Source organism: Martinezella hainanensis (genome assembly GCF_900094555.1).
Classification (GTDB): Bacteria; Pseudomonadota; Alphaproteobacteria; order Rhizobiales; family Rhizobiaceae; genus Rhizobium; species Rhizobium hainanense.
Map to the genome: position 1 here is coordinate 1 of NZ_FMAC01000024.1, position 24987 is coordinate 24987.

The window sequence follows — 24987 nt, forward strand, 5'->3', positions numbered from 1 at the left end:
CAATGCTGTCAGCTTGATCCGCGCCCTGCAAACGCGTTGCGTGGCACTCCCGACGGTGGGGACGGTTCATTAATCCATCCTCATCTCGCCCGTGACCGAAATCGCATTTTCACCGACGATAATCTTCAAAGACAGGCGCGTCGATTTTCTTGGCGGGAGCACTTGGCATCAGTGCCGTCAAGCCAAGCGAGGTTTGTTCGATGCTCGGGAGTTCTCTGTGGCCTATGACTGGGACGGCGCCAGAACACGGCGTATAAAAATTCTGAAGGTTGGCGTTTCGCTCTTGCTGGGACTGATGTTTTTGGCAGGACCCGCAATGGTGCTCATCCGCGCTCACCCATAGGACCCGCCACACTGGGTAGACGCGTAGGCATATTCGCCTTTTTGGATATACAAAACTAATATAAGGGATATTCCGGTCCCAAAAGATAATTCAAGCCTTCGGGATAAATCCTTGCGCTTCGGCGCCTATATCTAACGGTATCAGGCTGTGCCGGGTCAGCTCTCAGTGGAAATCAACAACCCATGCACCAACGCTTCGCCAATGGTGACGCCGTTCCGCCGAACGGGGCGTCGTCACGAACATACGACCAAACGTGGCCCGTGGCAGTCTCGCCGGCGGCTAGGACCAGAATCGTGGTATCCTGACGAGATCGGTGCCAGGATCGGGATCCTACTGGCTTGTCTGGCCGCCGTGGCGGGCCAACTACCCGCCGCTGGACGCTTTTCGCGCCTGGCTTATTGCGGAGATCGCGGCGATTGAAGCTGACAATCCTAAAGGCGGTCTGGAAGTGGTCTCGGCGCGGCTTTAAGTGTGGCGTTTGCTGAGCTGGAGGTAGCTGTCTTGGCTTAGAACATCGATAACTCTGCACCGGGCGGTCGAGATTTATGGCTTAAGGCCGCTTGAGTGGCAGCTTGAGCAATTCAATTTCTACGCAGACATCGATGATGGAAGCCGGCACAAGGAAGGCGGACAAAATCTGACGGACAACTTTTTCAGGATAATCCTCTTCCTGCTCTTCCCGGAGGAGCGTTGTCATCGACGCGAGCACGGTTCCAATCATCATATCCCGTCCAATTTTGACGCTTTGGACTTGGAATTCACCTGAGCTGACGCCCTCCTGTACAGATGCCGTTGCGTATTGAAACGTATCCGCACCGAAAATTGGCCCAACACTAGACAGATTAACCATTGCCCAACCCCAGGAACGATCCTGACGCGCGCGATGCAGGTAATAACGAATGGCCAGCGCGACACGCATTGCACAATTGGGAAGTGTTTGCATGAGCTCCTGCACCGCAATATTGAACTCATGGCTCATCTCGTAGGTGAGCACCTCGAAGAGTTCGTCGATGTCGGAAAAATAGTTGTAGAAGGTCCCCCGCGAGACGGTGGCGGCTAGACACACTTCTTCAATACGTGTCGACCGCCCGTGTGGCCGGCCGAGCAGGTCAAAGGCAGCCGAGAGAATGGTCGCTCGGGTACGAGCACGCTTCTCCTTGCCGATCTGAACACGCCGTTCGGGGCTTATTTTTTGCGCCATGCCTATTAGATTCCCACTCACTGCAGCGGATGTAGGCCGGTCATGTCACGAAACCTTTTTCAAGACAATGCAGGTAGTTTTATCTATTAATCGGCATCTCGAAGGCGGAAAAGCATTGGCCGATTAACGCCTCGTCGGCCGATGGAAGACCAGCAGCCGATGCGATGGGCGAATTAAATCGATCACTCAGCTGCCTGAACCGAGCCTCTATGTCGGAATCAGCCTGAGCGCCATTTTCATGCGAAGACGACGGTTTTGAGACCATTTCGCATGACACGGGTTTCAAGATGCATCTTGACGGCCCATGCCAACGCCCGGCTTTCAATATCGCGACCGGTCGCGACAAGGTCCTCCACGCTCATGGCATGGTGCACCCGCTCCACCTGCTGTTCTATAATTGGCCCTTCGTCCAGATCCGGCGTTACATAGTGTGCTGTGGCGCCAATCTGTTTGACGCCTCTCTCAAAAGCCTGATGATACGGCTTGGCGCCCTTGAAGCTTGGTAGGAACGAGTGATGGATATTAATGATCTTTCCGAACAGCCGACTCGAAAGCTCTGTTGAAAGAACTTGCATGTAACGTGCGAGTACGATCAGGTCTGATTGCGTCTCGCTTATCAGCTTCAAGAGTTTTTCCTCCTGTTGAACTTTCGTCTCTTTGCTCACCGGCAGATAATGAAATGGAATGCCTTCACGTTCTGCTGCCTCGCGGCAGTCCTGATGATTTGAGACAATTGCCGCGACGTCTGCATTCAACCAACCGACCCGGATTTGATAGAGCAGATGCAAGAGCGCGTGATCGAATTTGGAAACCATGATGATGACTCGCGGTTTGCGCGCGGCATCGTTCAGCTCGAGTTTCATGGAATATCGCTCGATTGGCGATTTCAGGGAGCGTCTGACCACCTCTTCCGTAACACCCAATGGAGCCGAAAAAGCGATGCGCATGAAAAAGGAGTTGGAGTACCGATCCCAGAATTGATTGGAATCGGAAATATTAGCGCCAAGGGCGGCAAGTTCAGCGGTAACTGCCGAAACAATTCCGGGCATATCCTGGCAGGATAGAGCCAGCACATAGTTCACCCGTGCGGACGACGTGTTCATCATATAGAGCCCTGCGTTATTTTCGATTTGATGGAAAATCGCGGATCCATTCGGCCGTTTTCCCAACGCCACCAAACGGATAGAAATGCAAGCGCACTGTGCCGAACTCGGCGGGGGCGAGCCTTCTTGTCAACTCGTCTACAAACACATCGGGACCGGCCGTATTTAGCAGCTTCCCGATTGAAAGCCCATATTTTGCCATGACCTTGACGGACGCTCCCACGCCGCAGATCGTTGCGAAGCGCAACAGGGTTTTCACGCTGGCAGGACCCGGAACACCAATGCGTATGGGAGCTGTTATGCCCATCCTGCGGATGCGTTCGATCCATCCGATGACGGGTTCGGCATCGAACGAGAACTGGGTCGTTATGTCATATTCCAGCCCCGCGTCTGTGAGAAGATCATGTTTCTCCCGCAACGCGTCGAAAAGCATCGGGCTATTGATCTTGGGGTGGCCCTCGGGATATCCAGCAATGCCGATCTTCCTAATGCCATACTTTGACAATAGTCCCGAGCGGATAACAGCTAAAGAGTCCCCATATGGCCCAAGTGGCAGGTCAGGATCTCCGGCCACCACAAACAGACTGTTGACGGCTGCCTCCCTGACAAACCGTGCCAACAGAGCATCAAGCTCCGCCGCGGAGACGATACGTCTGGCGGAAATGTGCGGCACCGGGCGAAACCCTAATCGTCTCGCCGCAACCGCCGCGGCGACTCGTGCGTCGTGGCTTTCACCGGGAGTAAAAGCAATTGACACACTTGTCGCCGGCGCCAGCAGGTGGCTCGCGCCCTGTAGCGCGGCAGTGTCCTTCCCGGTGATCTCGATGGAAAAATTATTAAATAGCGCGGTATGTGGTAGCGCCTCGGTTCCCCCAATCGAGACCTCCGCTATCTCTACATTTTGCTTCATGCAGTGACTCTCCTTAGCCGTCTTCGGAAAAACGCCGATCCTCACAAGCTTGATATGCTGGGATCGCGCAAGAAAGTTGCTCACGACCGTCCGCCGCGGCCCGGCAAAGGTCGAGCCGGGCAGCGACGCCGTCGTCACGGAGCTTTGTTCATTAGAAAAGCGCCATCAGAGATCACTGATTGCGGGTCTTTATAACCTTATCAAAATACGGAGCTGGTGCGACCGTGGCGCGAATTTCTCGAAGCTGATTCTTGCCGACTGGCAGGCGCCGGGAATTCGGCTCTCCCCAAAGCACAGTAAGTTCCGTGCCGGGCTCTGCATGCTCAAGCTCGACGAGAGCTAGTGAAATGATCCGGTCGGCATTGGCAGAAAATGCAAGCCATTGGGAAATGCCTGCATGTTTGCCGCCCTTCATGACGGCATCCGATTGAAAGGTAGCATACATGGGATTTGGCATTTTCATGAACATGCCACCGTTGTTAGGATCGGTCAGCGACGAATTCATGCACGCCATGACGTCGTCGTTGTTCCACTCAAGAGTTACTTTGGTGCGTTTCGGATGAGCAAGCCGAGCTCGCAGGGCTTCTTTTCCGATAAAATCGTGGTCGAAGTCGATCAGCGATCGATAACCGACTTCGACCGGATCGACGTAGTAATCCTCGATGTTGTCGGAGAGGAAGCTACCGCCAAGTGAGCCGACCGATTCCAAGAAATACTGGTTCAGCCATTCGCGATAAGGCTTCATTTCGGGGCTATGATAGATGGCGGGAAGCGGCATCGGCATCCAGCCCGATTCCTGGGCCGTGGTCGAATAGGCCATCGCTCCGATCTTGCGCATTCCGTATTTTTGCCCGACTTCGTCAAGCGCGGCGCGAACCTCCTGCTGAATATCCCATGGTCCGTATATTTCGAATCCAGGCTCTCCTGCCATGCCGTGGCGAAGTGCGCGAACCGTGTGGCCGGCTATGTCGAATTCACCGATGTTAAAGAAATTAATGTGCGGCAGCGTGCCTTTCGACACTTCACGTACCAAGGCAAGCGCGTTCGGACCTTGGATTTGCAGGCGGAAAACATCGCGCGTTCCCGACCGGACTGAGAAGTTGTCATCCCGTACCGCCGTGACGTTCATATCAGTGATTTCAGCATTGTACTGGATCCAATCGCTGGCAAATGGTGCGCCGACGATACGCAAGAATTCCTCTTCCTCCCGGAAGACAATGGCATCGCCGATCATGTAACCGTCGTGGCCAACCAGTACCAACTGCTTGCCGCGCAACACCGGGTAGGGATCGAACTTATTGGTCGCCAGCGTCGAAAGAAATTTGACCGTATCTGGTCCACGAAGATGCAGTTCCGTCATATGATAGGAGAGTTCGAGCAGAGCTACGCTATCTTTCCAAGACCTTACTTCGTCGCGCCAGTTTGTAAATTCCGCTGGGATAACGGGGAACGTGTAAGGCCCAATGTTGGACCCACGAAGTAATTTTACCGGTCCTCCGGCATGATTGATAATGGACTCCAAGCTCCGAAGTCCCGTGCTCGATGCGATGTTCATGTTTAACTCCTCCCTGGTTGAAAAATAATCGCTGGCATTCCAAGTGAGCTTTTTGGCCGATGTAGCCGTTCATTTCCGCGCTGGAATTGGTCTGCCGTGCGACAGCAATAGCCGGCCTCCTCGAGACGTCATTGCAGCTTCGCGTTCTTTGACCTGGCGGTCCCTTAGGCGCTCGACCTCTCCGCCTCCAGGGGTATTCAGCAACGAATTGTACATTTTGTCAAATTGATATTTTGATCAATTTATAAATCTTTGAACGAAATCGTAGCCCTCTACCGATGACGAGGTTCCCGACATGGACTTAGATCACGGATGAGAGTGGAAAGGCCCCGACAACGCGAAGGGCTAGTAATGCCAGCACCGGAAGAGCCGGCGCTTAATCTCGCGTTTCTGCAACGGAGGTTGGAGGGCAACTTGTCACGGTCCACAAGGTGATGTCGTACTATTGTGGCCCCACGCCAATGTCGACGAAAGACATCTCGCTTCGTGCAATGAGCGACTTGGATTGCTTGCCGGAAGGCCGATCCGATCCTAAGATCATGGGGAGCCGGGCCGCACGCCCGGCTCGTTGAAGACTAGGCCGACAGAACGCCGCTCTTTTTTGCCGTCCAGGTCGCGATGTAATCCATCAGGCCAGGAGACAGGCAGTCGTAAGGTTCGAGGTCGAGTTCGCGAAGTCGGGCGCGGACACTGTCCATTTGCGCCGGGTCAGAACCGCTCTCGATGATCGAAGACACGAATGCCGCAAAGCCCGGCGCTGCCCAACCGTATTCCTCGAAGCGCTCCGGATGCAGAAACGAGAGCCCCTTGAACGGATGTTCGCGCTCGACCGGTCCGTGCATGTGGACGCCGCAATCCTTGCAGGCATACCGCTGGATGAGAGCATTGGCATCGACGACGGCAAGCTTGTCGCCATTCTCGACCACCTCAACATTTTCAGACGGGGCAACCGCAACGATCGAAAAGGCCGCGCCCTTCGGCTTCCAGCACTTGGTGCAGCCGCAGGCGTGATTGTGGGCGATATCGTACTTGATCTTCACTTTTACCGGATTCGTGGTGCATTCGCAGACCAGAGTACCGCCCGCAAAGGACGCCGAACCCTTCTTCAATCCCCCATCGAGGTAAGGATGTATGCCGATATTTGCCATTGCTTCTTCCTTCGCTTCGCCGGGCACCATGCCCGGCTTTCTGACGGCAGTGCGGCAGATCAGCGGTTGAGCCGCTCAGCGTGCCACTTCAAATGATCTTCCATGAAAGTCGAAATGAAATAGTAGGAGTGGCCATAGCCCTCCTGCATGCGAAGGTTCAGCCGGATGCCGGCTTGTTCGCAGGCCCTCTGCAGTTCTGAGGGACGCAGTCCATCATCGAGGAACGGGTCGGCCGTTCCTTGGTCGACAAGAAGCTCGGGAAATTGGAAACCATCCTCGATGAGCGCGCAACTGTCGTATTGCCGCCAGGCGCCTTCGTCGGCGCCGAGATAGCGATCGAAGGCCGGCCGCGACCAACCAGCCACTGTGGGTCGCGAGATCGGCGCGAATGCAGAGCAGCTACGGAAGCGTTCGGGGTGCTTCAGTGCAAGAGTAATCGCGCCGTGGCCGCCCATGGAATGCCCGAACACGCCCTGTCGGGTCAAGTCTGCCGGGAATTCCGACGCAATAAGACGAGGAAGCTCCTCCGAGACATAGGAATACATGCGGTAGTTCACATCGAACGGCGAACAGGTGGCGTCGAGGTAAAAGCCGGCGCCGCTTCCAAACTGCCAATTTCCGGAATCGTCCGGCACGTCTTCGCCTCTGGGGCTCGTATCGGGGCAGACGACAATCAGCCCCAACAGCGAAGCGGCCCGTCTGTACTCGCCTTTTTCCATGACGTTGGCATGGGTGCAGGTCAGTCCCGACAGATACCAGACCACCGGGCATGGACGCTCTTGAGCTTGCGGCGGCAGGTAGACGGCGAAAGTCATGTCGCAGTTGCAGGTGTCGGAGCGATGAGCGTAGACACCCTGGGTTCCGCCATACGACCGTTCGAGCGAAATTGTTTTCATATCATGGTCCTCGATTGCTTCCGGATGCGCCGCTGTAGCAACAAAAGCCGCTTCAGCGTTTCAGGGACTTCGCGAAACCACCGATATGCGGGAACAGTTCCTTGAAAGGCGGATCCGTCCGGTGTCTCGTGAGCACCTCTGCAAACAGCTTCAATCCGATAGTGAACTCTGCCGTCTCATCTTTAGGCAGCAGCTGCTTTTGGCGCACTGCCGAGAGGATCTTGAACAGGTCGTCGTGGTTGGTGGTTTGGAAAACGAGAGCTTCGTCGGCAGCCGAAGGGACGTCGCCCTCCAGCCGCTCGACCGTGACCCGGTACGTGTGGGCCATTGGTGCTTCGTCTAAAGTTCGACGGCGTAGTAGGTGAATCCGCCTTCATCCTTGCCGACGCCGGAGATCGCATCGTTGATCTTCTCCAACGGCCACACCATCGGAGACATGACCGACATGTCGATAATACCGGCCTCGACCATGGCAGCGATTTCCATGCCTTCGGCAGCGGTGAACCAGACGGAGCCGATCAACTCCATCTGCTCGTCCATCCACCATTTTACGTCAACAGGCAGGGCTCCAGACGTGCCGCCGATGTTGACGATGCGACCGCCCCGCTTGACGCCGCCCATTGCGTCCAGCATGGAGCCGAGAGGGGCCTTTGCGCCGAGCGTATCGAGCATCAGGTCGGCGCCGCTGCCGTTGGTCTGCTCTTTCACGAAGCTTCCCGACGATCCGGTGACGTTCGAGAAAGTGACAATCCGGTCGGGAGCAATCGCCTTCAGCCGCTCAAGGAGCTTCTCGCCCCGGGCGACGGCGTAAATTTTTGCGACGCCCATCGCCAATGCGAACAGCGTCGCTCCCAAACCCAGCGTGCCGGTGGCGCCGTTGATGATCAGCGTCTTGCCCATCAATGAACCGCATTTCTTGAGCGCAGCGTAGGAGGTGCCGAGATAGCCAAGGCGGGAGCCTTGGACAAAACTCATGTTATCCGGAATCTTGATGACCTGAGCTTGCGGCGCGAGCATGAATTCGCCAAAGCCGCCGTAAGGGTAGCGGGCGAACATCTCTAAGCTTTTCTGATTGTAGCCGAAGTAGCCGCCAAGGGTCCAATGTTCGCAAGCCTGCGGTTTGCCGGACGAACAATGGTGGCAAGCACCGCAGAATCGACCGGGGTTCACGTATACCCTGTCGCCCGGCTTGAGGTTGACGACCTGGGGGCCTACTTCGTGGACGATCCCGCTCGGATCGAGGCCATGGATTGCCGGGCGTGGGGGAAGTGGCATTTGCGGATACCAGGTTTCCCAATTAGCCAGAACGTTCGCCAAATTCGGGACCATTCCGCAGGCTTTCACGCGGACCACGACATCGCTTCCGCTTGCCTTCGGTCGCTCGACCTCGTCAATCCTCATTGGCTGACCAACGGCATGCAAGCGTGCAGCACGCATCATTTCCATATGCATTACCCTCCCAAACTCAGAGATCAAGTCATATTGACATACGATATAGATTGTGAATACCGTTTAGTATCCGAAAAAGCAAGCGGGGATTGCCAACTATCCTCGCGAACGCGGCCAGGGCCTGCGTCAAGGAGGAAACATGGACTTCGCATTGATTAACTGGCTCCGCATTCTCTGCGGCGTCTGGTTTATTCCCCATCTTGTCGGCAAGGCATTGCACTACCAAAAGGCCGGCGGAACGTTCGAAGCGGCGGGCCTCAAGCCTGGGACGCTGTTTGTGGGGGCCGCCATCGTCGCGGAAACTTGCGCCGCAGTCGGTTTGATTTTCTCGATATACCCACGGGTTGCTGCCCTTTTGGGAGCAGTGGTATTGCTCGGCGCGGGCTACGCGGTTGTAAAGATCAATGGCATGAACTGGCGCTGGCAGAAGATGGGTCCAGAATATCCGATATTCTGGGCACTCGTTTGTTTGCTGACGGCTCTTGTGTGACCACCTCGTTTTGAGGTACGCGTCGGTGTCTGGATACGCAAGGAACGGATTTGCGAATGGCACGACTGACACGTGAGCAAAGTCAGGCTCGCACCAAGGAAAAGCTTTTGGCGTCCGCTTATGAAGTCATGGCACGCTACGGCTATGCCGGGGCTTCGATTGAGCGGATCGCCGAAGAGGCGGGCTATTCAAAGGGCGCGTTTTACTCGAATTTTGCCAACAAGGAAGATATCTTCCTGCAACTTCTTGCCGGTAACGCGGGTGGCGACGTCGTTCAGCTGACCGAGCTTCTCGGAAAGCACGACGACCCAATGGGGCTGATTGATGTCTTAGCAGGGTGGGCAAACGATCGTGGAGACGATCGCCGATGGGGTATGCTGGCAATAGAGCTTCTTCGAATGGCCCAGCATGACCACACCCTCGGAGACCGGCATGTGAAACTGTTCCGGGATCAGTGGGAAGGCGTCGGCAAGATTCTTATCGATAAGCTGAACCTTGTTCTGCAGCCGCCGGCGAGCCCCTTCTACATCGGTGGTATCGTTCTCGAACTCACTTATGGCGGTATTTCGAGCTTTCTCAAGGACGGAGCGCCTGGGGATATGGTCCGGGTCGTGCTGCGGGAAATGTACCGGTCCTCACGTTCGTCGACGCGCGCCAAGACGGCTACAGCCTAGCAAATACTATCCACGAGTGCGTCATGCGAAGTGCGCGCCGCGGTCGGCGCGCTTTTTAGCATGAGCGTTAGCTCATGCGTTGGGAAGCGACTTACCAAACCCGGGAAGCAAATCTTTCGCCGCAAATCAGCTTGACATCGCAAAATCCAAAGACTAGCGTTCATTCAGAAACCAATTGGTATGTGAAAACCAATTGGTATTTCGGTGAAGTAACGACCGCTGTTGAGGAGCATGCGGGTTATGGGAGGATCATCCATAAAGTCAAAATCGTGACGAGCTGTTGCAGCGCAAAAGCTGCAGGTTAAGACACCGCATGATCGTGCGCGTTAGCGGCGCACCGTGGATCGGCAATACGGAAAATCAGTACATGCTTGGATTTGGCAACTCCCCACAGGAGGCGCTGGTCGCGTCCCTGTTCTCCGTGGCCCTTGTTGGCTTTCTTGTCTCAGGCCTGATGCGTTGGCGCGGCCTGATCCGATTGAGCGACCTCCTGATGCCCGCAGCATTGCTGGCAGCCTATTGGCTCACTTACAACAAGGTGCCTCCATTTCCGCCAGTCGGTGCGGTCAATAAGGTGTTCTACGTGATCGTCGTCGGAACGGCGATCGGCCTTGCCGCCGAGATAACGTCCCCACACACGGCGCGCCTTCTCGCGCTTCTACAGCCGGTCGCAGCCGCGTTCTACATCGGTTTGCCTCGATTAGGGACAGCGCCCTGGGAAGTGGCCCTCGCTTCGGTCGCCGGAATGGCGATCATGTGGATGGTCTTCTTGCACGGGGAAACAGCCGCAGTGGACGATATAAAGCGAGGCGGCGTCGTTGCCGTACTTGCCCTCGGCTTTGCGCCTCTTGCCCTTCTCGGCGCCTCGTCTTCTTCGTTTCAGCTCTGCCTGATCTTTGCGGGTGGATGCTTCGGAATTCTGGCTATTCACGCAGTAAAGCCTGGCTTTCGTTTTGGCGGCGCCTCATCGACCGGCGCCCTGGGCGGCCTGATCGCCATCGTCGATACTGTGGTGCTGATCACGCGCAAAGCCGATCTCATCGCACTCGCGGTTCTCGCTCTTTGCTTCGTGCTGCCGGCGCTCTCGGAACGTATCTGCCTGAAGCTCGGTCTGTCTCGGCCGTTTCCGCGCCTTTTCGTCCATGTCGCCTTGGCTGCACTACCAGCCGCGACGGCGTTTGCCGTTGCGTTCGTCGATTACGGATCAAGCTTTCCAGTTTAACATGAGGAGGAGAATGAAAATGAAGTACCGACTTGCAGTATTGCTACTTTCGATGACGGCACTCGGCGGCACGATGTCGCCCGCCTCGGCCGCGAAATTCGACATCGATCCGGTCCATTCGGGCATTGCGTTCTACATCGACCATCTGGGCTTCTCGAAGGTCATCGGTGTCGCGCAAGAGTTCTCCGGCGCATTCGAGTTCGACGGTTCCAAGCCGGACGCCAGCAAACTTGATGTCAAAGTTACCGTCGCTTCGATTTCGACGAACAACAAGCAGCGTGACGGTGACATCCAGGGCGCCGACTGGTTCAATGCCACCGAGTTTCCGGAAATCACATTTGTCGGCAAGGAGTTCAAGAAGACGAACGAGACCACTGGACAGATCGCCGGGGACCTGACGATCGCCGGAGTCACCAGGCCAACAACCCTCGCAGTCACGTTCAACAAGGAAGGTCAAAACCCTTGGGATAAAAGCCATGTTGTTGGCTTCAGCGCTACGACCAAAGTGAAGCGCAGCGACTTCGGCATGAAGGCGGCGCTCGGCATGATCGGCGATGAGGTAGATCTCGTGATCCAAGTGGAAGGTCGCGAACACAAGGCATAGTGCAAGGTCGCCAAGGTCCCTCCATAGGAGTGCGCCGTCGCGACAAAGCGGCGGCGCATTTTCTGTCGACTATCCGTCAAGCTGCCCGCGCCCGCCCAAATCTGGTGATCGACCCGGACGGCGCGTCCGGCGTTATGCCAAGGCGGAAGCGCGAAAGCATCGACTGAAGTTCTGCGCTGCTATCGGCGAGACGCGCCCCGCCGGATGCCATGTCTTCGACCATCGCGCCGTTCTTCTGCGTAGCCTTGTCGAATTGCGCTACCGTGGAATTGATCTGCGCCAATCCGACGGACTGCTCCTCCGCGGCACCGGCGATCGCGTCCATGTGAGCGCGGATCTCCCTGACAAGACCCTCGATTTCGCTCAAGCCTACGCCCGTTTCGCTCACCAGCGCAACTCCGTCGCCGACGGCGACTGCGGAATTATTGATCAGCCCCTTGATTTCCTTCGCCGCCTTCGCTGAGCGCTGCGCGAGTTCGCGAACCTCCTGGGCCACCACTGCAAAGCCTCTGCCTGCATCGCCAGCCCGTGCCGCCTCAACACCGGCGTTCAAGGCGAGAAGATTGGTCTGAAAGGCTATCTCGTCGATCACGCCAATAATCTGGTTGATCCGGCCGGAGGACTCCTCGATCTTTTGCATGGCTTTGATCGCGCTGCGAACGACGGACGCTGCACCCTCGGCGCGTTTGGTTGCGTCGCGGACGGCATCCCGCGCAAGTCCCGTTCGCTGCGTCGTCGCTCCGACATTGCTGGTAATTTGATGCAATGCGGCGGCGGTCTCCTCGAGCGCGGCTGCCTGCTCGCTTGTACGGTGCGAAAGATCCGCCGAACCCGATGAAAACGAGGTGCTCTCCTGGTCGACGGCTGCAGCCAGACGTCCGACTCCTGCAAGCGCATTGCGCAGTTGCACCACGGAAGTGTTGAAGTCCTGCCGCAGCCCTTCGAACTCTTCTGAGAACCGATCTTTGACCTCGCAACACAAGTCTCCCATCGCCAGGGCCTGCATCGCTCCGGCAAGGCCCTGGGTGGCCGTCGCAAGCTTGTCCGCCGTTTCGCGATCGGCCCGTGCCCGCAGCTCGGCGCGTTCCGCTTCCGACCTTGATCGCATTACTTCCGTCTCGCGCTCAAGGTTCTGCCGCTCGATCGCGTTTTGCCGGAAGTGCTCGACGGCGCGTGCCATCTGGCCAATCTCGTCGGTCCGCTCCATACCGGGAACGGCTGTATCGACATTCCCGCCGGCTAGCCCGGTCATCCGTTCGATGATGCGCTTCAACGAACCCGCAACACTGGTGGAGAGCGCCACCGAGGCGGCGGCGATCAGCACGAACAGTCCCACCGTGGCAATGCTGAACATAAGGAGATTGAAGCGTGCCGTAGCGACGTCGTTGAGCGAAGCTTCCTCAAGATAGGCGCGCGTATCGGAGAATGCCTTGCCTAAGATCAGCAGCCGTTTGGAGGTCGCTGAGTTCCACCGCTCGAGCTTCTCGGCATCGGCTTGCCCCGATGCTTCCAAACCATAAAGCCCTGTTCTTACGCCAGCTATGAACGTCTGATCGTCCGATTCCAGGAAGTCGCGATAGGCGCCGATGATTGTGGTCGGCAGTTGCTCGATCAAAGTGTTTTGGAAGTTTGCAAAGTTGACCTTGGAATTGATGACCAACGTCTTTTGCTGGGCCGATAATTCGGTATTCGAGAGATAGACCGCGCCATTCGCCATTTCCATGGTAGAGGCCTCGTTGATCTGCATCAACGCATAGTAGCCTTGAAGCAGACCTGCTATGTGGGCATCCGTCGCGTGGCTGCCCGCGCGGCGCACGATATCGATCGCGGCCGTCGGCAGCGGCACGAGAGATATTCCCTCGGCCATTAAGGCGCCGTTCAGTTGGTCGTGGTTCGATTTGACATGATCTCGAAAGGCGTACCAACGCGCCTTGTTATCTTGGACGAAACGGAAGTCGGCCTCGAAAATTGGATCGACCATCTCGACCTGCTTCAGCCCATCGTATGCGTCAGAAATACCTGCAAACGCTGAATCTGTGCGGGACCGTGCAGCAGCCATACCATCGGATGTCGCGAACATCTCGGCCGGGAGCGACTCGGCAAGTTCGCCCGACGCATTGGCAAACCTCTGCACCAACCAGACGGTCTGGGCATTCCGGTACCCCTGGTAAGACTCCCATACCTTAACGCCGCCCAGCAACGCCATTGCCGTCAGTGGCGGAATGATTGCGCCGTAAATCGCCGCCCGCAGCGGAAGTCTGCTGATGATCTTACGCATGAAAATACCCTCAAAATACCGGTAAGCTTCCAAATACCGGTACGTATTTAAAATTCAGTGAAAATGGATCCGGTACTCGCAGCAACCGTACGGATACATACGAACCAGACCCTACGTCAGATACTTTTTAGTATGCAGATGCTACATGGTATGTTAACGAAGGATGCAGTCCGGCCGGAGGGTTTGACGAGGTTGCCGAACCGACCTGTTTGGAATGTGGCCCCGACTTCATTCTCTCCGACGTCGACATTGATCACTCCCCTGTTGAAACAGGCTTAGTTTTCATCGAAAGGAAGTTCTAAATGGACGTAAGAGCAGCAGTCGCGGTTCAGGCAGGCAAGCCGCTTGAGGTGATGACGGTTCAGCTTGAGGGGCCGAGAGCAGGTGAAGTGCTGATCGAGGTCAAGGCGACCGGCATCTGCCATACCGATGATTTCACCTTGTCGGGTGCCGATCCGGAAGGCTTGTTCCCGGCGATCCTCGGCCATGAGGGTGCCGGCATCGTCGTCGATGTCGGTCCGGGGGTGACTTCGGTCAGGAAGGGCGATCACGTCATTCCGCTTTATACGCCCGAATGCCGCGAGTGCCCCTCGTGCCTGTCGCGCAAGACCAACCTGTGCACGGCGATCCGCTCGACGCAGGGCCAGGGGTTGATGCCGGACGGCACCTCGCGCTTCTCGATCGGCAAGGACAAGATCCATCACTATATGGGCTGCTCGACCTTCGCCAATTATACCGTGCTGCCGGAGATTGCCGTTGCCAAGGTCAATCCCGACGCTCCCTTCGACAAGATCTGCTATATCGGCTGCGGCGTGACCACGGGCATCGGTGCGGTCATCAACACCGCCAAGGTGGAGATGGGGGCAACCGCGATCGTCTTCGGTCTCGGCGGCATCGGCCTCAACGTCATCCAGGGCCTGAAGCTTGCCGGCGCCGACATGATCATCGGCGTCGATCTCAACAATGACAAGAAGGCCTGGGGCGAGCGCTTCGGCATGACGCATTTCGTCAATCCGAAGGAGGTCGGCGACGACATCGTGCCCTACCTCGTCAACATGACGAAGCGCGGGGCCGACCAGATCGGCGGCGCCGACTATACCTTCGACTGCACCGGCAACACCAAGGTCATGCGCCAGGCGCTGGAAGCAACCCATCGCGGCTGGGGCAAGTCCGTGGTCATCGGCGTTGCCGGCGCCGGCCAGGAGATCTCGACGCGCCCGTTCCAGCTGGTGACGGGCCGCTCGTGGATGGGCACGGCCTTCGGCGGCGCCCGCGGCCGCACCGACGTGCCCAAGATCGTCGACTGGTACATGGAGGGCAAGATCCAGATCGATCCGATGATCACCCACACCATGCCGCTTGAAGACATCAACAAGGGCTTCGACCTCATGCACTCCGGAAAGAGTGTCAGAGGTGTTGTCATCTATTGACGATCAGCAGCTTTCTAAGAGGGGAATGACATGATCATTGGATCACCACGAGAACGGCTTGAGGGGGAAGCACGCGTTGCGATGACGCCGGACAGCGCCACCCAGCTTCAGAAACTCGGATATCAATGTGCCATCGAAACCGGCGCCGGCAAACTGGCCGGCTTCTCAGATGACGCCTATCATGCAGCCGGCGTCAGGATCGTCGACAGCCTTGAAGCACTTTTTGCAAGCGTAGACGTCATCGCCAAGGTGCGCCCGCCGGAGCCAAACGACATAGCAAGGCTTTCGAGCGACAAGACGCTGATCTCCTTCTTCTATCCCGCGCATAACAAGGAGCTTCTTGAGCAAGCGAAGGCGACAGGCGCAAACGTGATTGCCATGGACATGGTGCCGCGCATTTCACGCGCCCAGAAGATGGACGCGCTGTCCTCCATGGCCAACATCGCAGGCTATCGCGCCGTGATCGAGGCCGGCAATAATTTCGGCCGCTTCTTCACCGGCCAGGTGACCGCAGCCGGCAAGATCCCGCCGGCCAAGGTTCTGGTCATCGGCGCTGGCGTCGCCGGTCTTGCCGCCGTCGGCACCAGTGTTTCTCTCGGAGCCATCACCTACGCATTCGACGTTCGCCCGGAAGTGGCCGAGCAGATTGAATCGATGGGTGCCGAATTCGTCTTCCTCGATTTCAAGGAACAGCAGCAGGACGGCGCGGCAACGGGTGGCTATGCATCCCCGTCGAGCCCGGAATTCCGCGAAGCGCAACTGAAGAAGTTCCGCGAGATCGCGCCGGACATCGACATCGTCATCACCACGGCCCTGATCCCGGGCCGCGATGCGCCGAAGCTCTGGCTTGCCGACATGGTCGCTGCGATGAAGCCGGGCTCCGTGGTGATCGACCTTGCCGCCGAACGCGGCGGGAATTGCGACCTGACCGTTGCGGATCAGAAGATCGTTTCTGAGAACGGCGTCACCGTCATCGGCTACACCGATTTCCCGAGCCGCATGGCCGCGCAGGCCTCGACCCTTTATTCGACGAACGTCCGCCACATGATGACGGACCTGACCCCGAAGAAGGATGGCGTTCTCGTCCATAACATGGAAGACGATGTTATTCGCGGGGCCACTATAGCCTTTAAGGGCGAGATCACCTATCCGCCGCCACCGCCGAAGATCCAGGCAATTGCAGCCCAGAAACGACAAGAAAAGGCCAAGGAGCTGACGCCGGAAGAACGGCGTCTATCTGAAGCTGCCGCCTTCAAGTCGGCGACGCGGCAGCAGGTCGGTCTGCTCGTCGTCGGCGGCTTTCTCATGGCGCTTATCGGCGCCTATGCGCCGGCGGCCTTCATGGGCCATTTCATCGTCTTCGCGCTTGCCTGTTTCGTCGGTTTCCAGGTCATCTGGGGTGTCAGCCATTCGTTGCATACGCCGCTAATGGCGGTGACCAACGCGATTTCCGGGATCATCATCATCGGTGCGCTGCTGCAGGTCACAGCGGGCGGCTGGCTGGTGACAGCTCTTGCCGCCGTTTCGGTGGCGATCGCTGCCATCAACATCGTCGGCGGCTTCATGGTCACCCGGCGCATGTTGAACATGTTCCAAAAGTCGTGACGCCGGCCCGGGGATCAGAATCATGTCTATCGGTATCCAGACCGCGGCCTACATCGCCGCATCCGTTCTCTTCATCCTTTCGCTCGGCGGCCTTTCCGGTCAGGAAAGCGCCAAGCGCGCCGTATGGTACGGCATCGTCGGCATGGCAATAGCCATACTCGCGACCATCCTCGGGCCGGGCGTCGGGCTTTCCGTCGTCCTGCTCATTATGCTCGTCGTTGGTGCTGTCGTCGGCACGTTGCTGGCGCAACGCGTCGAAATGACCGGAATGCCGCAGCTCGTGGCAGCGCTACACTGCTTCGTGGGCCTTGCTGCCGTGCTAATCGGCCTCAACTCCGACATGACGGCGCATGAGTTCGCCACCAATGCGGAAAAGATCATCCATGAAGCGGAAATCTTCCTCGGCGTGTTCATCGGTGCGGTGACCTTCACCGGCTCGATCATCGCCTATGGCAAGCTTTCCGGCCACATCGGCGGCAAGGCACTCATCCTGTCCGGCCGGCACATATTCAACATCCTGATGGTGTTCGTGTCGCTTGCGCTGATGATCATGTACATGAATGGCGCGGGTTCATGGTCGCTCTACTTGATGATGCTGATCGCCTTTGTCATCGGCGCTCATCTCGTCATGGCCATCGGCGGCGCCGATATGCCGGTCGTCGTTTCGATGCTCAACTCCTATTCCGGCTGGGCGGCGGCGGCGACGGGATTCCTCCTCGGCAACGACCTCTTGATCGTAACCGGAGCGCTCGTCGGCTCGTCAGGCGCGATTCTCTCCTACATCATGTGCAAGGCAATGAACCGCCAGTTCCTGTCGGTCATTCTCGGCGGCTTCGGCAATGCCTCCGGCCCGGTGATGGAAGTCGTTGGCGAGCAGGTTGCCATCGATGCCGAAGGCGTTGCCGCAGCGCTCAACGACGCCGACTCGGTCATCATCGTTCCAGGTTACGGCATGGCGGTCGCGCAGGCTCAAAGTGCGGTTTCGGAACTCACCCGCAAGCTGCGCGCAGCCGGCAAGAACGTGCGCTTTGCGATCCATCCGGTTGCAGGCCGCCTACCTGGCCACATGAACGTCCTGCTCGCGGAAGCCAAGGTGCCCTACGACATTGTGTTGGAGATGGACGAGATCAACGACGACTTCCACGAGACCGATGTCGTCATCGTCATCGGCTCGAACGACATCGTCAATCCGGCCGCACAGGAAGATCCGAATTCACCGATCGCGGGCATGCCCGTGCTCGAGGTCTGGAAGGCCAAGCAGGTTTTCGTCTCCAAGCGCGGTCAGGGTACCGGCTATTCCGGGATCGAGAATCCACTGTTCTACAAGGAAAACACCCGCATGTACTACGGCGACGCCAAAGAGTCGGTCAACGGCCTGCTTCCGAGGCTGGCCTAAGTTCGATGATGAGTGCCGCCACCAACCGAAGAAATACTGTCAAAGAAACGCATTCCTCGGCAGCCATAAGACCTTCACCGGCAGGCTGCCGTTGCGCGTTCTGGATAGTTCATTCAGAGGTCGCCCGACTACATCAGCGCGCGATAGGTTGTGGAGACGGACCCGTCCACATGCGGCTAAGGTCGCTCGAACGGTTTGTGTCAGATAGCGAGATCGCCTGCAAACTAGAAGGTGACCTGTGTTATCGAATAAATGAGCGGAATGACGCAACGCCCATGGCTAGGAGTGCCATGGGCGCGGACGGATTCTTAATTTATGCGTTCTTCAGCTCGGAATTCAGCCATGAAATATCTGACTGCCGGACGTCGCACGACTGTCGTTCGGAGCATCCATTTCGAGTGCGACTAAACGGTGATTTTGGCTCGCCGCTCAGCGTATGATCCTCGAGATCCGCCCGTGATTCGAGACGATCTGCTGCTATTCTTCGGGGGCAATGCGAACGACGATTCCACTGAGAGTCTCGTCAAAGGGGATCTGACAGGAAAGCCGCGAGTTCTGTTGGCAGTAGTCGGAGCCCTCCAACAACTCGCTCTCGTCGATCGAGGGCGCCGCCAGGCTTGCGGTCTTTGGCAACTCCTCAACGTAAAGGTGGCAGGTGGCACAGGAAAGGCACCCGCCACACATTGCGAGCAGCTCATCAAAGCCCGCGCTTCGGATATTCTCCATCAGCGAAGCGCCCAGTCTTCCCTCGAAACTATGCAGCTCTCCGTCCCGCGTACGCACTGAAATCATAAACATTTTTTCCTCCACTTTCATTCCGAGCCTTGAATACCTCACAACGCTTCGGGGCTAAGTTCTTTGAGTTGTTTCGATGTGTCTGCCAGGGCGTCGCGGTCGATCCGCGCTGAGCTATCGACAAGCTTTCGTCCTTGCACGTAGTCGCGGGATGCGTTGACGCAATCGAGGGCCAGCACCGCCCCATCTTGCAGGTAGATAACGCTGAAGCTGCGGCTGGCGGGATTACCGCGTGTCACCACGCTGTCAAAGCCGTAGTTGAGACCAACTGTCTGCATCCTCAAATCGTATTGATTGGACCAGAACCACGGCGTCGCATCGTAAGGCTTGAGTTCGCCGCAGATCGCCTTGGCGGCAGTCGTCGCCTGATCCGTCGCGTTCTGCACAGATTCAATGCGAATGCCACGGCCATGTCGCAGCCGAGCGCAGTCTCCGATGCAGTAAATGTCCGGCAGGGATGTCTGGCAAAACTCGTCGATATCCACACCGTTTGAGCCTTCCGCGCCCGCCTCGATCAGCGGGCCGCCCGAGGGGATAATGCCTATACCGACCACGACGATATCGGCTGGGATCTTTTCGCCGGTCGCAAGCACCACATTCTTGACGCGGCCGTTGGAACCCTCCAGAGAGCCGACACCGCAGTTGAGGCGGATGTCCACGCCATGTGCGCGATGCTCGGTTTCGTAGAACCTCGATACCGGCTCCCCTGCCACGCGCGCGAGTACGCGGTCGAGAGCCTCGACCAAAATGACGTCTTTGCCGACCTCTCGGAACACCGCTGCCGCTTCGAGACCAACGTAGCCGCCGCCGACGATCACGATCCTTTCGGCCCCAGGAAGGACTTCGACGAGCGCGTCGCAATCCGCCTTGTTGCGGATATAGCAAATCCCGGCCAGCTCGCTACCAGAGCACGAAAGCTTCCTTGGTTCGCCACCAGCCGCCCAGACGAGCTTGCCGTAGGAAAAGCGTTCGCCGAGGTCCGTGACGACGACATGGTCTGCCGCATCGACGGTGGTCACACGCCGGCCCAGCATCAGTTCCACCTGCCGCGAGGCCCAGAAATCATCCGGCCTCAGATGCATCCTTTCGAAGGATTTCTTGCCCGCAAGATATTCCTTCGAAAGCGAAGGGCGGTCATAGGGGACTTCCGGTTCAGCGCCGATCAGCGCAATGTGTCCCGTGAACCCGGACTGCCTGAGCACTGCTGCTGTCTGCGCGCCGCCGTGCCCGCCGCCGACGATGATGCAGTCGAAGAAGCGATTGGTGTCCTCGCGCGTCATTGTCACGACCCTCTCTCGGCGCCGATGAGGACAAAGCACATGGTTGCGGGCTTGTCGCTCTTGTTGCGCCAGGCATGCCGCGTGCCGCATTGGACGACGACGTCGCCTTGCTTCAGCAGCGTTTCGGCGCCGTCATCGAGTTCGAGCCAGACCTCGCCATCAAGGACAATGTCGTAATCCACCGTGTCGGTGGTGTGCATCCCGGGGGCGTCGGGCTCGAACGCCTGGATCAGGCCAGGGATATGCACCGCCTGTTCCTCGAAGGCGGCCGCCGGATCGACGGTCGCGAATACCGAGTCTGGCGGGAAGACGACGATCATCAGCTTCGTCTGGCCCGGTTCGGGGGTGACCAGGATTTGCGGTGGCGCCTGCTCCGCATGACCCTGCGGAAGGCTTGGTTTCGCCGAAGTGGCATAAAGGACCGAGGTAAGGTGGCCCGGCACAGAAGCATATGCGTGGGCATTGGGTGCCGGGCCGTCGCTGATGAACACTGACTTGCCGTTGCTAACCCCTGTGACGACGCGCCGGGGTATGCGCGGTTCCGTTACCCTATTCATAGATCAGGCCCTTTGCCTCAAGCTGCGGACGCATGTTGTTAATGTCGAGGCTCAGTTGGCCCGACTCGTAGAGGCCGCGCTTCTCGTCCTCCATATTCTGACGCTTTCGAGCCTTCTCCAGAACCGACGTCGCCTCGTCACGTTTGACAACGCAAACGCCATCATCGTCGGCGACGATGACATCGCCCGGCTCGATATAGGCTCCGGCGCAGACCACGGGGACCTGGACGTTCGCCAACGTCTCCTTGACGGTACCCTGGGCCGATATCGCCTTGGACCAGACGGGAAAGTTCATGGACCTGAGGTCGGCGACATCGCGTACGCCGGCATCGATCACGAGTCCCACAATTCCGCGAGCCTTGCACGATGTCGCGAGAAGATCGCCGAAATATCCGTCCGTGCAAGGCGAGGTCGGCGTGACGACCAGGATGTCGCCGGGCTGCGCGACCTCCAGGGCGACATGGATCATCCAGTTGTCACCCGGTGGCACTTCGCATGTGAGTGCCGTGCCGCCGATGCGCGCGCTCTCGATCACGGGGCGCAGATGCGGGGCCAGCAATCCCTTGCGGCCTTGCGCTTCATGAACTGTGGCAACACCCAGCTTGCCCAGGGCTTCGCATATCTCGCGATCCGTCCGCGGTGTCTTGGTCATTACCTTCATTGGGAGCCTCCCGAGATGCGATCAAACATGTTTCAACCAACCGACCGCGCCCTGGAGGAAGCTGCGATCGAACACGCCGGCGGCGCCCGATCTGGCTGCTTCGTCAAGCAGGTTGGCGCGGATCATCAAGTCGACCGTGGCATCCATCGCACTTTGCGGAATGGAGAGATCGCCGGGCCACATGCCCATGTCGCGCATGTAGCGAAGGCCACGTGAGGCGAGTTCGCTGTCGTCTTTCGTGGTAATTCGCTGGAAAATCGGAAGCGTGATGTCTTCGCGGCTCGGGTCGTTTGTTATCGCATACGCCTCAAACAGCGCCTTGAGGAAACGGGCGATCACATCGCGGTTGCCGTCCAACCAGCTTTTGCGGCCGATGACAGCGGCAAAGACGATCTCGGGGATGACATCATTGATCTCGCCGATCAGGGTGTAGCCTTCGCGTTCGGCCAGGAAATTCCATGGCGCGGGCTGCGGGGCGCAGTCAATTTCCCCCGCCTGCAGGGCTTCCCAGCGCTTGGTGTGAATGCCGGCAAGTTCGAATTCGTAGTCGCCAGGATACCGCAGGCCTTCCTTCGACAGCAGCATTTGAGTGTAGATCGCCGTGCCCTCCGTCAGCGACGAGGTGCCGACCTTTTTGCCCTTGAGGTCCTTGATCGTCTTGACCGAAGGCAGAGCGACGAGCGACATCGGCAGGCGATTGGAATTCGAGGCGATGGCTCTGAGTTCGCCGCCTTTGACGAAGTTCGAGACGGCGCCTTCCGGTGGCGTTATCGCGAGATCGGCCTCGCCTTCGACAACGGCTGTCGTCGCCTTGTCGACGGTGCCCATCTTCTTGTACTCGATCACCAGCCCGTGCTTGGCGAAAATTCCATGCTCTTCGGCCACGAAGACCGGAAGCCAGTTGAACCCTTGCGCCCCGCCTGCGAGGCTTAGATGTTGGCCGGAAGCCATATGATTTCTCCCTGATATTCGCTGGGCTTCAAAGTCCGCGCCCGCGCAGCCTTTCGTCCAAAAGCGGATAGACCCGTCGCGCATTCCCTTCGAAGACCGCCTGTCTCTGGTGGTCGTCGAGGGTGAGATGGTCGATGTATCTTTTGGTGTCGTCGAAGGGGTAGCCGGTCTCTGGATCGGTCGCCTTCACAGCGCCGAGTAGCTCGGAGCCGAACAGGATGTTCTTGATGTCGACGACGCGGAAGAGCGTATCAATGCCCGCCTGGTGATAGACGCAGGTGTCGAAGAACACATTGTTCATGAGGTGCGTGTCGAGGCCCGGCTTTTCGAGCATGATCGAAAGGCCGCGATAGCGGCCCCAGTGATACGGCGCGGCCCCGCCTCCGTGCGGTATGATGAGCTTGATTTCCGGATGACGCTCGAACAGGTCTCCCTGAATCAACTGCATGAACACCGCCGTATCGGCGTTGATATAGTGCGCACCCGTCATGTGAAGGCAGCGCTCGCAGGAGCTCGAAACGTGGATCATCGCAGGGATCCTGAGGGCAACCATAGCCTCCCACATAGGGTCCCACCATGGATCGTAGATCGGCGGCGCACTCCAACGCCCGCCTGAGGGGTCGGGGTTGAGATTGCACCCGACGAAACCGTTTTCGACGCAGCGTTCCAACTCCTCGATGACAACAGATAGGTCGCCATCGACCGTCTGAGGAAGCTGGCAGACGGCAGCAAAATTATCCGGGAACATGTCAACGATCCGGCCAACATTGTCGTTCGACAGGCGCGACCATTCCTTGGCGACCGACAGCCCCGGCACATGGTGTCCCATACCGGAAGCACGGGGGCTGAGCAGCGTTACATGCGAGCCGCGCTCGCGCTGAATTTTAAGCTGGTTCGCCTCAATGATGTCGTGCAACTGCTTGTCGGGGATTCCCGGATAGACCGGGATCTCGGAAGATTTTCCTTCCGCATAGGCGACTTGCGCCGCGCGGAAGGCGTGGTGCTCCGACGGTTCGGTCGTGAAGTGGCCGTGGCAGTCGATGATCAGCGACATCACGCATTCCACTTCGCGGGGAGGTCGGAGATGCCACGGAACCGCCAGCCCTTGCCCTTTATCTCCCGCGATGTGTCGAGACGAAGATCGGGCAACTGCGCGAACACCTCGGCAAGGGCAATCTCGCCCATCGCACGGGACAGGAAGTGGCCGGAACAGAAGTGCGGGCGGAAACCGAACGACAGATGCTGCTTCTTCTTGCGGAACATGTCGAAGCGGGCGGCATCTTCGAAACGCGCCTCATCGCGGTTGGCCGACCCCATGACGATGGCGACAGATGCCCCCTCAGGGATGACCGTGCCGGCGATCTCGAAATCTTGCTTGGCGATGCGCGGCGTTACGCCGATCGGGGCGATCCAGCGCAGACCCTCGTCGAAGGCGCGCATCGCGTTTTCCTGCGGCTGCTCCGCCATAAGCTTCGCCTGGTCGGGATTCGAAAGAAGACCCGTGCAGGCGTTTGCCGCCGCATGACCTGGCTCCTGGAGGCCACCGAGGATGATGACGCGCATGGTCGGAGAAATCTCTTCCCAACTGCGAACCTCGCCCTTTGGCATGCCGCCATACATGACATGGCTGAGCAGCGAGTGATTGGGCTTCGACAGGCACGCCTGGTAAAGATCGCCCATCTGCCTGTCGATGTCGGCCAGCGCGTCGTCCAGTCGCTTCCATATGGCCGGATCATTGCTGACGTTCTGCAGGCCCAGCGCCATCGCGTGAAACCACTCCACGAGGGTTTCGTTCGGCGTCTCCGTCAGGCCGATGACGTCGCCAATGCACCGCACCGAGATTGGCTCGAAGAGCTCCGCCGTCAGGTTCGCTTCACCATTCTTCTTGATGGAGTCCATGTAGCGCTGCACGACCGGGCGCGTCAGACCTTCGACGAACGAGCGCACTCGTTCCTGCGTGAGATTTTCGTCGATACCCTGGCGGAGGCACTGATGATCCTCGCCAGACATGGTCAGGACGTTCGGCATGCCCATGACGCGTGCTTCCGGACGGTTCGCCGAGCCCGACGGCCCGAACACCTTGTCGTTGCCGCCGATCGTGCGGCAGTCGTCGAACCGCGTAATGAAATATTCTTTCGTCCCCTCGAAGAAAGCCACAGGCTCCTCCGCGCGCAGCCTCGCGTAGACGGGATAGGGATCCCTATAGAGATTTTCGCCCGTTAGATCGGTGTGCGTTCCCATCACTGATTTCCTCCCTCACCCCGCTTTGTGGGGTTTCGCCAATCTCGCCACCATGTTCTCCAACCCAGCGGCACGCATTCCCAGGACGTTCCTTTGGAGCAATCGCTATGCGATTGATGCTTGACATACTGAAACGTCTTCAGATACTGATAGGTATCCAAAGCGGGATTGGCTGTCAATAAGAGAAATGGACAGGCC

General features: G+C 58.0%; 23 protein-coding genes. 7 read left to right on the forward strand and 16 right to left on the reverse strand.

Annotated features, from left to right (window positions below):
- Positions 1-893: 893 nt before the first annotated feature.
- The 8 genes from GA0061100_RS33285 to GA0061100_RS33320 form a co-directional block, all read right to left on the reverse strand.
- A complete protein-coding gene (locus GA0061100_RS33285; protein ID WP_075857133.1) occupies positions 894-1544 on the reverse strand; it encodes a TetR/AcrR family transcriptional regulator in 651 nt (216 codons plus the stop codon).
- 236 nt (positions 1545-1780) lie between these two features.
- Positions 1781-2650, reverse strand: a complete 870-nt coding sequence (purU, locus tag GA0061100_RS33290) for a formyltetrahydrofolate deformylase (protein ID WP_167459860.1) — start codon at positions 2648-2650, stop codon at positions 1781-1783.
- Positions 2651-2663: 13 nt separating this feature from the next.
- Positions 2664-3557 carry a methylenetetrahydrofolate reductase gene (locus GA0061100_RS33295; RefSeq protein WP_075857134.1) on the reverse strand — a complete coding sequence of 298 codons (894 nt, stop codon included), beginning with the start codon at positions 3555-3557 and terminating at the stop codon, positions 2664-2666.
- A gap of 172 nt (positions 3558-3729) precedes the next feature.
- Positions 3730-5112: an aminomethyltransferase family protein gene (locus tag GA0061100_RS33300; protein ID WP_075857135.1), complete on the reverse strand. Its 1383-nt coding sequence runs from the start codon at positions 5110-5112 to the stop codon at positions 3730-3732.
- A 575-nt stretch (positions 5113-5687) separates the two neighbouring features.
- Positions 5688-6260: an S-(hydroxymethyl)glutathione synthase gene (gene gfa, locus GA0061100_RS33305; RefSeq protein ID WP_075857160.1), complete on the reverse strand. Its 573-nt coding sequence runs from the start codon at positions 6258-6260 to the stop codon at positions 5688-5690.
- Positions 6261-6319: 59 nt separating this feature from the next.
- A complete protein-coding gene (gene fghA, locus GA0061100_RS33310; RefSeq protein ID WP_075857136.1) occupies positions 6320-7156 on the reverse strand; it encodes an S-formylglutathione hydrolase in 837 nt (278 codons plus the stop codon).
- A 52-nt stretch (positions 7157-7208) separates the two neighbouring features.
- Positions 7209-7484 carry a DUF3861 domain-containing protein gene (locus GA0061100_RS33315; RefSeq protein ID WP_075857137.1) on the reverse strand — a complete coding sequence of 92 codons (276 nt, stop codon included), beginning with the start codon at positions 7482-7484 and terminating at the stop codon, positions 7209-7211.
- 11 nt (positions 7485-7495) lie between these two features.
- Complete coding sequence (locus GA0061100_RS33320) at positions 7496-8602, reverse strand: alcohol dehydrogenase catalytic domain-containing protein (RefSeq protein WP_075857138.1); 1107 nt, start codon at positions 8600-8602, stop codon at positions 7496-7498.
- Between the two features lie 142 nt (positions 8603-8744).
- On the opposite strand from GA0061100_RS33320, the gene GA0061100_RS33325 reads away from it, so the two are divergent.
- From GA0061100_RS33325 to GA0061100_RS33340, 4 genes are all read left to right on the forward strand, one after another.
- Positions 8745-9095, forward strand: coding sequence for a DoxX family protein (locus GA0061100_RS33325; RefSeq protein ID WP_075857139.1), 351 nt, complete (start codon positions 8745-8747; stop codon positions 9093-9095).
- Between the two features lie 56 nt (positions 9096-9151).
- Entirely contained in the window at positions 9152-9769 is a 618-nt protein-coding gene (locus GA0061100_RS33330; RefSeq protein ID WP_075857140.1) for a TetR/AcrR family transcriptional regulator, read from the forward strand.
- A 313-nt stretch (positions 9770-10082) separates the two neighbouring features.
- Entirely contained in the window at positions 10083-10991 is a 909-nt protein-coding gene (locus GA0061100_RS33335) for a hypothetical protein (protein ID WP_244558025.1), read from the forward strand.
- A 52-nt stretch (positions 10992-11043) separates the two neighbouring features.
- Positions 11044-11595: a YceI family protein gene (locus GA0061100_RS33340; RefSeq protein WP_244558026.1), complete on the forward strand. Its 552-nt coding sequence runs from the start codon at positions 11044-11046 to the stop codon at positions 11593-11595.
- Positions 11596-11671: 76 nt separating this feature from the next.
- Here the strand turns inward: GA0061100_RS33340 and GA0061100_RS33345 are convergent, their stop codons facing one another.
- Positions 11672-13873, reverse strand: coding sequence for a methyl-accepting chemotaxis protein (locus tag GA0061100_RS33345; RefSeq protein ID WP_075857142.1), 2202 nt, complete (start codon positions 13871-13873; stop codon positions 11672-11674).
- 302 nt (positions 13874-14175) lie between these two features.
- Here GA0061100_RS33345 and GA0061100_RS33350 point away from each other — a divergent pair, with 302 nt between their 5' ends.
- The 3 genes from GA0061100_RS33350 to GA0061100_RS33360 are packed head-to-tail and all read left to right on the forward strand — an operon-like array spanning position 14176 to position 18304.
- Positions 14176-15303 (forward strand): S-(hydroxymethyl)glutathione dehydrogenase/class III alcohol dehydrogenase, encoded by a 1128-nt coding sequence (locus GA0061100_RS33350; RefSeq protein ID WP_075857143.1) that lies wholly within the window; start codon positions 14176-14178, stop codon positions 15301-15303.
- A 30-nt stretch (positions 15304-15333) separates the two neighbouring features.
- The gene (locus GA0061100_RS33355; RefSeq protein ID WP_075857144.1) at positions 15334-16908 is read left to right on the forward strand and encodes a Re/Si-specific NAD(P)(+) transhydrogenase subunit alpha; all 1575 of its coding nucleotides are present in this window, start codon (positions 15334-15336) and stop codon (positions 16906-16908) included.
- A 22-nt stretch (positions 16909-16930) separates the two neighbouring features.
- Positions 16931-18304, forward strand: coding sequence for an NAD(P)(+) transhydrogenase (Re/Si-specific) subunit beta (locus GA0061100_RS33360; RefSeq protein ID WP_075857145.1), 1374 nt, complete (start codon positions 16931-16933; stop codon positions 18302-18304).
- 477 nt (positions 18305-18781) lie between these two features.
- On the opposite strand, the gene GA0061100_RS33365 is transcribed toward GA0061100_RS33360, so the two are convergent.
- Genes GA0061100_RS33365 through GA0061100_RS33395 form a run of 7 tightly spaced genes read right to left on the reverse strand, consistent with a single transcriptional unit; the run spans position 18782 to position 24789 of the window.
- Entirely contained in the window at positions 18782-19102 is a 321-nt protein-coding gene (locus tag GA0061100_RS33365) for a 2Fe-2S iron-sulfur cluster-binding family protein (RefSeq protein WP_075857146.1), read from the reverse strand.
- A 35-nt stretch (positions 19103-19137) separates the two neighbouring features.
- Positions 19138-20379: an NAD(P)/FAD-dependent oxidoreductase gene (locus tag GA0061100_RS33370; RefSeq protein ID WP_075857147.1), complete on the reverse strand. Its 1242-nt coding sequence runs from the start codon at positions 20377-20379 to the stop codon at positions 19138-19140.
- Between the two features lie 2 nt (positions 20380-20381).
- The gene (locus GA0061100_RS33375; RefSeq protein WP_075857148.1) at positions 20382-20936 is read right to left on the reverse strand and encodes a cupin domain-containing protein; all 555 of its coding nucleotides are present in this window, start codon (positions 20934-20936) and stop codon (positions 20382-20384) included.
- Positions 20929-21597, reverse strand: coding sequence for a 4-carboxy-4-hydroxy-2-oxoadipate aldolase/oxaloacetate decarboxylase (locus GA0061100_RS33380; RefSeq protein WP_075857149.1), 669 nt, complete (start codon positions 21595-21597; stop codon positions 20929-20931). The genes GA0061100_RS33375 and GA0061100_RS33380 overlap by 8 nt, the downstream gene beginning before the upstream one ends.
- 21 nt (positions 21598-21618) lie before the next feature.
- The gene (locus GA0061100_RS33385; protein WP_075857150.1) at positions 21619-22548 is read right to left on the reverse strand and encodes an ABC transporter substrate-binding protein; all 930 of its coding nucleotides are present in this window, start codon (positions 22546-22548) and stop codon (positions 21619-21621) included.
- 28 nt (positions 22549-22576) lie between these two features.
- Positions 22577-23602: an amidohydrolase family protein gene (locus tag GA0061100_RS33390; RefSeq protein WP_083961518.1), complete on the reverse strand. Its 1026-nt coding sequence runs from the start codon at positions 23600-23602 to the stop codon at positions 22577-22579.
- The gene (locus GA0061100_RS33395) at positions 23602-24789 is read right to left on the reverse strand and encodes a cytochrome P450 (protein WP_143525612.1); all 1188 of its coding nucleotides are present in this window, start codon (positions 24787-24789) and stop codon (positions 23602-23604) included. The genes GA0061100_RS33390 and GA0061100_RS33395 overlap by 1 nt, the downstream gene beginning before the upstream one ends.
- Positions 24790-24987: the final 198 nt, after the last annotated feature.

What these genes read in the sequence shown, in the direction of transcription:
- GA0061100_RS33300 (WP_075857135.1), bottom strand. Translation starts at nt 5,112, where the DNA reads ATGAACATCGCATCGAGCACGGGACTTCGGAGCTTGGAGTCCATTATC.
- GA0061100_RS33375 (WP_075857148.1), bottom strand. Translation starts at nt 20,936, where the DNA reads ATGAATAGGGTAACGGAACCGCGCATACCCCGGCGCGTCGTCACAGGG.
- GA0061100_RS33340 (WP_244558026.1), top strand. Translation starts at nt 11,044, where the DNA reads ATGACGGCACTCGGCGGCACGATGTCGCCCGCCTCGGCCGCGAAATTC.
- GA0061100_RS33360 (WP_075857145.1), top strand. Translation starts at nt 16,931, where the DNA reads ATGTCTATCGGTATCCAGACCGCGGCCTACATCGCCGCATCCGTTCTC.
- gfa (WP_075857160.1), bottom strand. Translation starts at nt 6,260, where the DNA reads ATGGCAAATATCGGCATACATCCTTACCTCGATGGGGGATTGAAGAAG.
- GA0061100_RS33345 (WP_075857142.1), bottom strand. Translation starts at nt 13,873, where the DNA reads ATGCGTAAGATCATCAGCAGACTTCCGCTGCGGGCGGCGATTTACGGC.
- GA0061100_RS33370 (WP_075857147.1), bottom strand. Translation starts at nt 20,379, where the DNA reads ATGACGCGCGAGGACACCAATCGCTTCTTCGACTGCATCATCGTCGGC.
- GA0061100_RS33315 (WP_075857137.1), bottom strand. Translation starts at nt 7,484, where the DNA reads ATGGCCCACACGTACCGGGTCACGGTCGAGCGGCTGGAGGGCGACGTC.
- GA0061100_RS33395 (WP_143525612.1), bottom strand. Translation starts at nt 24,789, where the DNA reads ATGGGAACGCACACCGATCTAACGGGCGAAAATCTCTATAGGGATCCC.
- GA0061100_RS33355 (WP_075857144.1), top strand. Translation starts at nt 15,334, where the DNA reads ATGATCATTGGATCACCACGAGAACGGCTTGAGGGGGAAGCACGCGTT.
- GA0061100_RS33335 (WP_244558025.1), top strand. Translation starts at nt 10,083, where the DNA reads ATGATCGTGCGCGTTAGCGGCGCACCGTGGATCGGCAATACGGAAAAT.
- GA0061100_RS33385 (WP_075857150.1), bottom strand. Translation starts at nt 22,548, where the DNA reads ATGGCTTCCGGCCAACATCTAAGCCTCGCAGGCGGGGCGCAAGGGTTC.
- GA0061100_RS33325 (WP_075857139.1), top strand. Translation starts at nt 8,745, where the DNA reads ATGGACTTCGCATTGATTAACTGGCTCCGCATTCTCTGCGGCGTCTGG.
- GA0061100_RS33350 (WP_075857143.1), top strand. Translation starts at nt 14,176, where the DNA reads ATGGACGTAAGAGCAGCAGTCGCGGTTCAGGCAGGCAAGCCGCTTGAG.
- GA0061100_RS33285 (WP_075857133.1), bottom strand. Translation starts at nt 1,544, where the DNA reads ATGGCGCAAAAAATAAGCCCCGAACGGCGTGTTCAGATCGGCAAGGAG.
- GA0061100_RS33295 (WP_075857134.1), bottom strand. Translation starts at nt 3,557, where the DNA reads ATGAAGCAAAATGTAGAGATAGCGGAGGTCTCGATTGGGGGAACCGAG.
- GA0061100_RS33320 (WP_075857138.1), bottom strand. Translation starts at nt 8,602, where the DNA reads ATGGAAATGATGCGTGCTGCACGCTTGCATGCCGTTGGTCAGCCAATG.
- GA0061100_RS33390 (WP_083961518.1), bottom strand. Translation starts at nt 23,602, where the DNA reads ATGTCGCTGATCATCGACTGCCACGGCCACTTCACGACCGAACCGTCG.
- GA0061100_RS33380 (WP_075857149.1), bottom strand. Translation starts at nt 21,597, where the DNA reads ATGAAGGTAATGACCAAGACACCGCGGACGGATCGCGAGATATGCGAA.
- fghA (WP_075857136.1), bottom strand. Translation starts at nt 7,156, where the DNA reads ATGAAAACAATTTCGCTCGAACGGTCGTATGGCGGAACCCAGGGTGTC.
- GA0061100_RS33365 (WP_075857146.1), bottom strand. Translation starts at nt 19,102, where the DNA reads ATGTTTATGATTTCAGTGCGTACGCGGGACGGAGAGCTGCATAGTTTC.
- purU (WP_167459860.1), bottom strand. Translation starts at nt 2,650, where the DNA reads ATGATGAACACGTCGTCCGCACGGGTGAACTATGTGCTGGCTCTATCC.
- GA0061100_RS33330 (WP_075857140.1), top strand. Translation starts at nt 9,152, where the DNA reads ATGGCACGACTGACACGTGAGCAAAGTCAGGCTCGCACCAAGGAAAAG.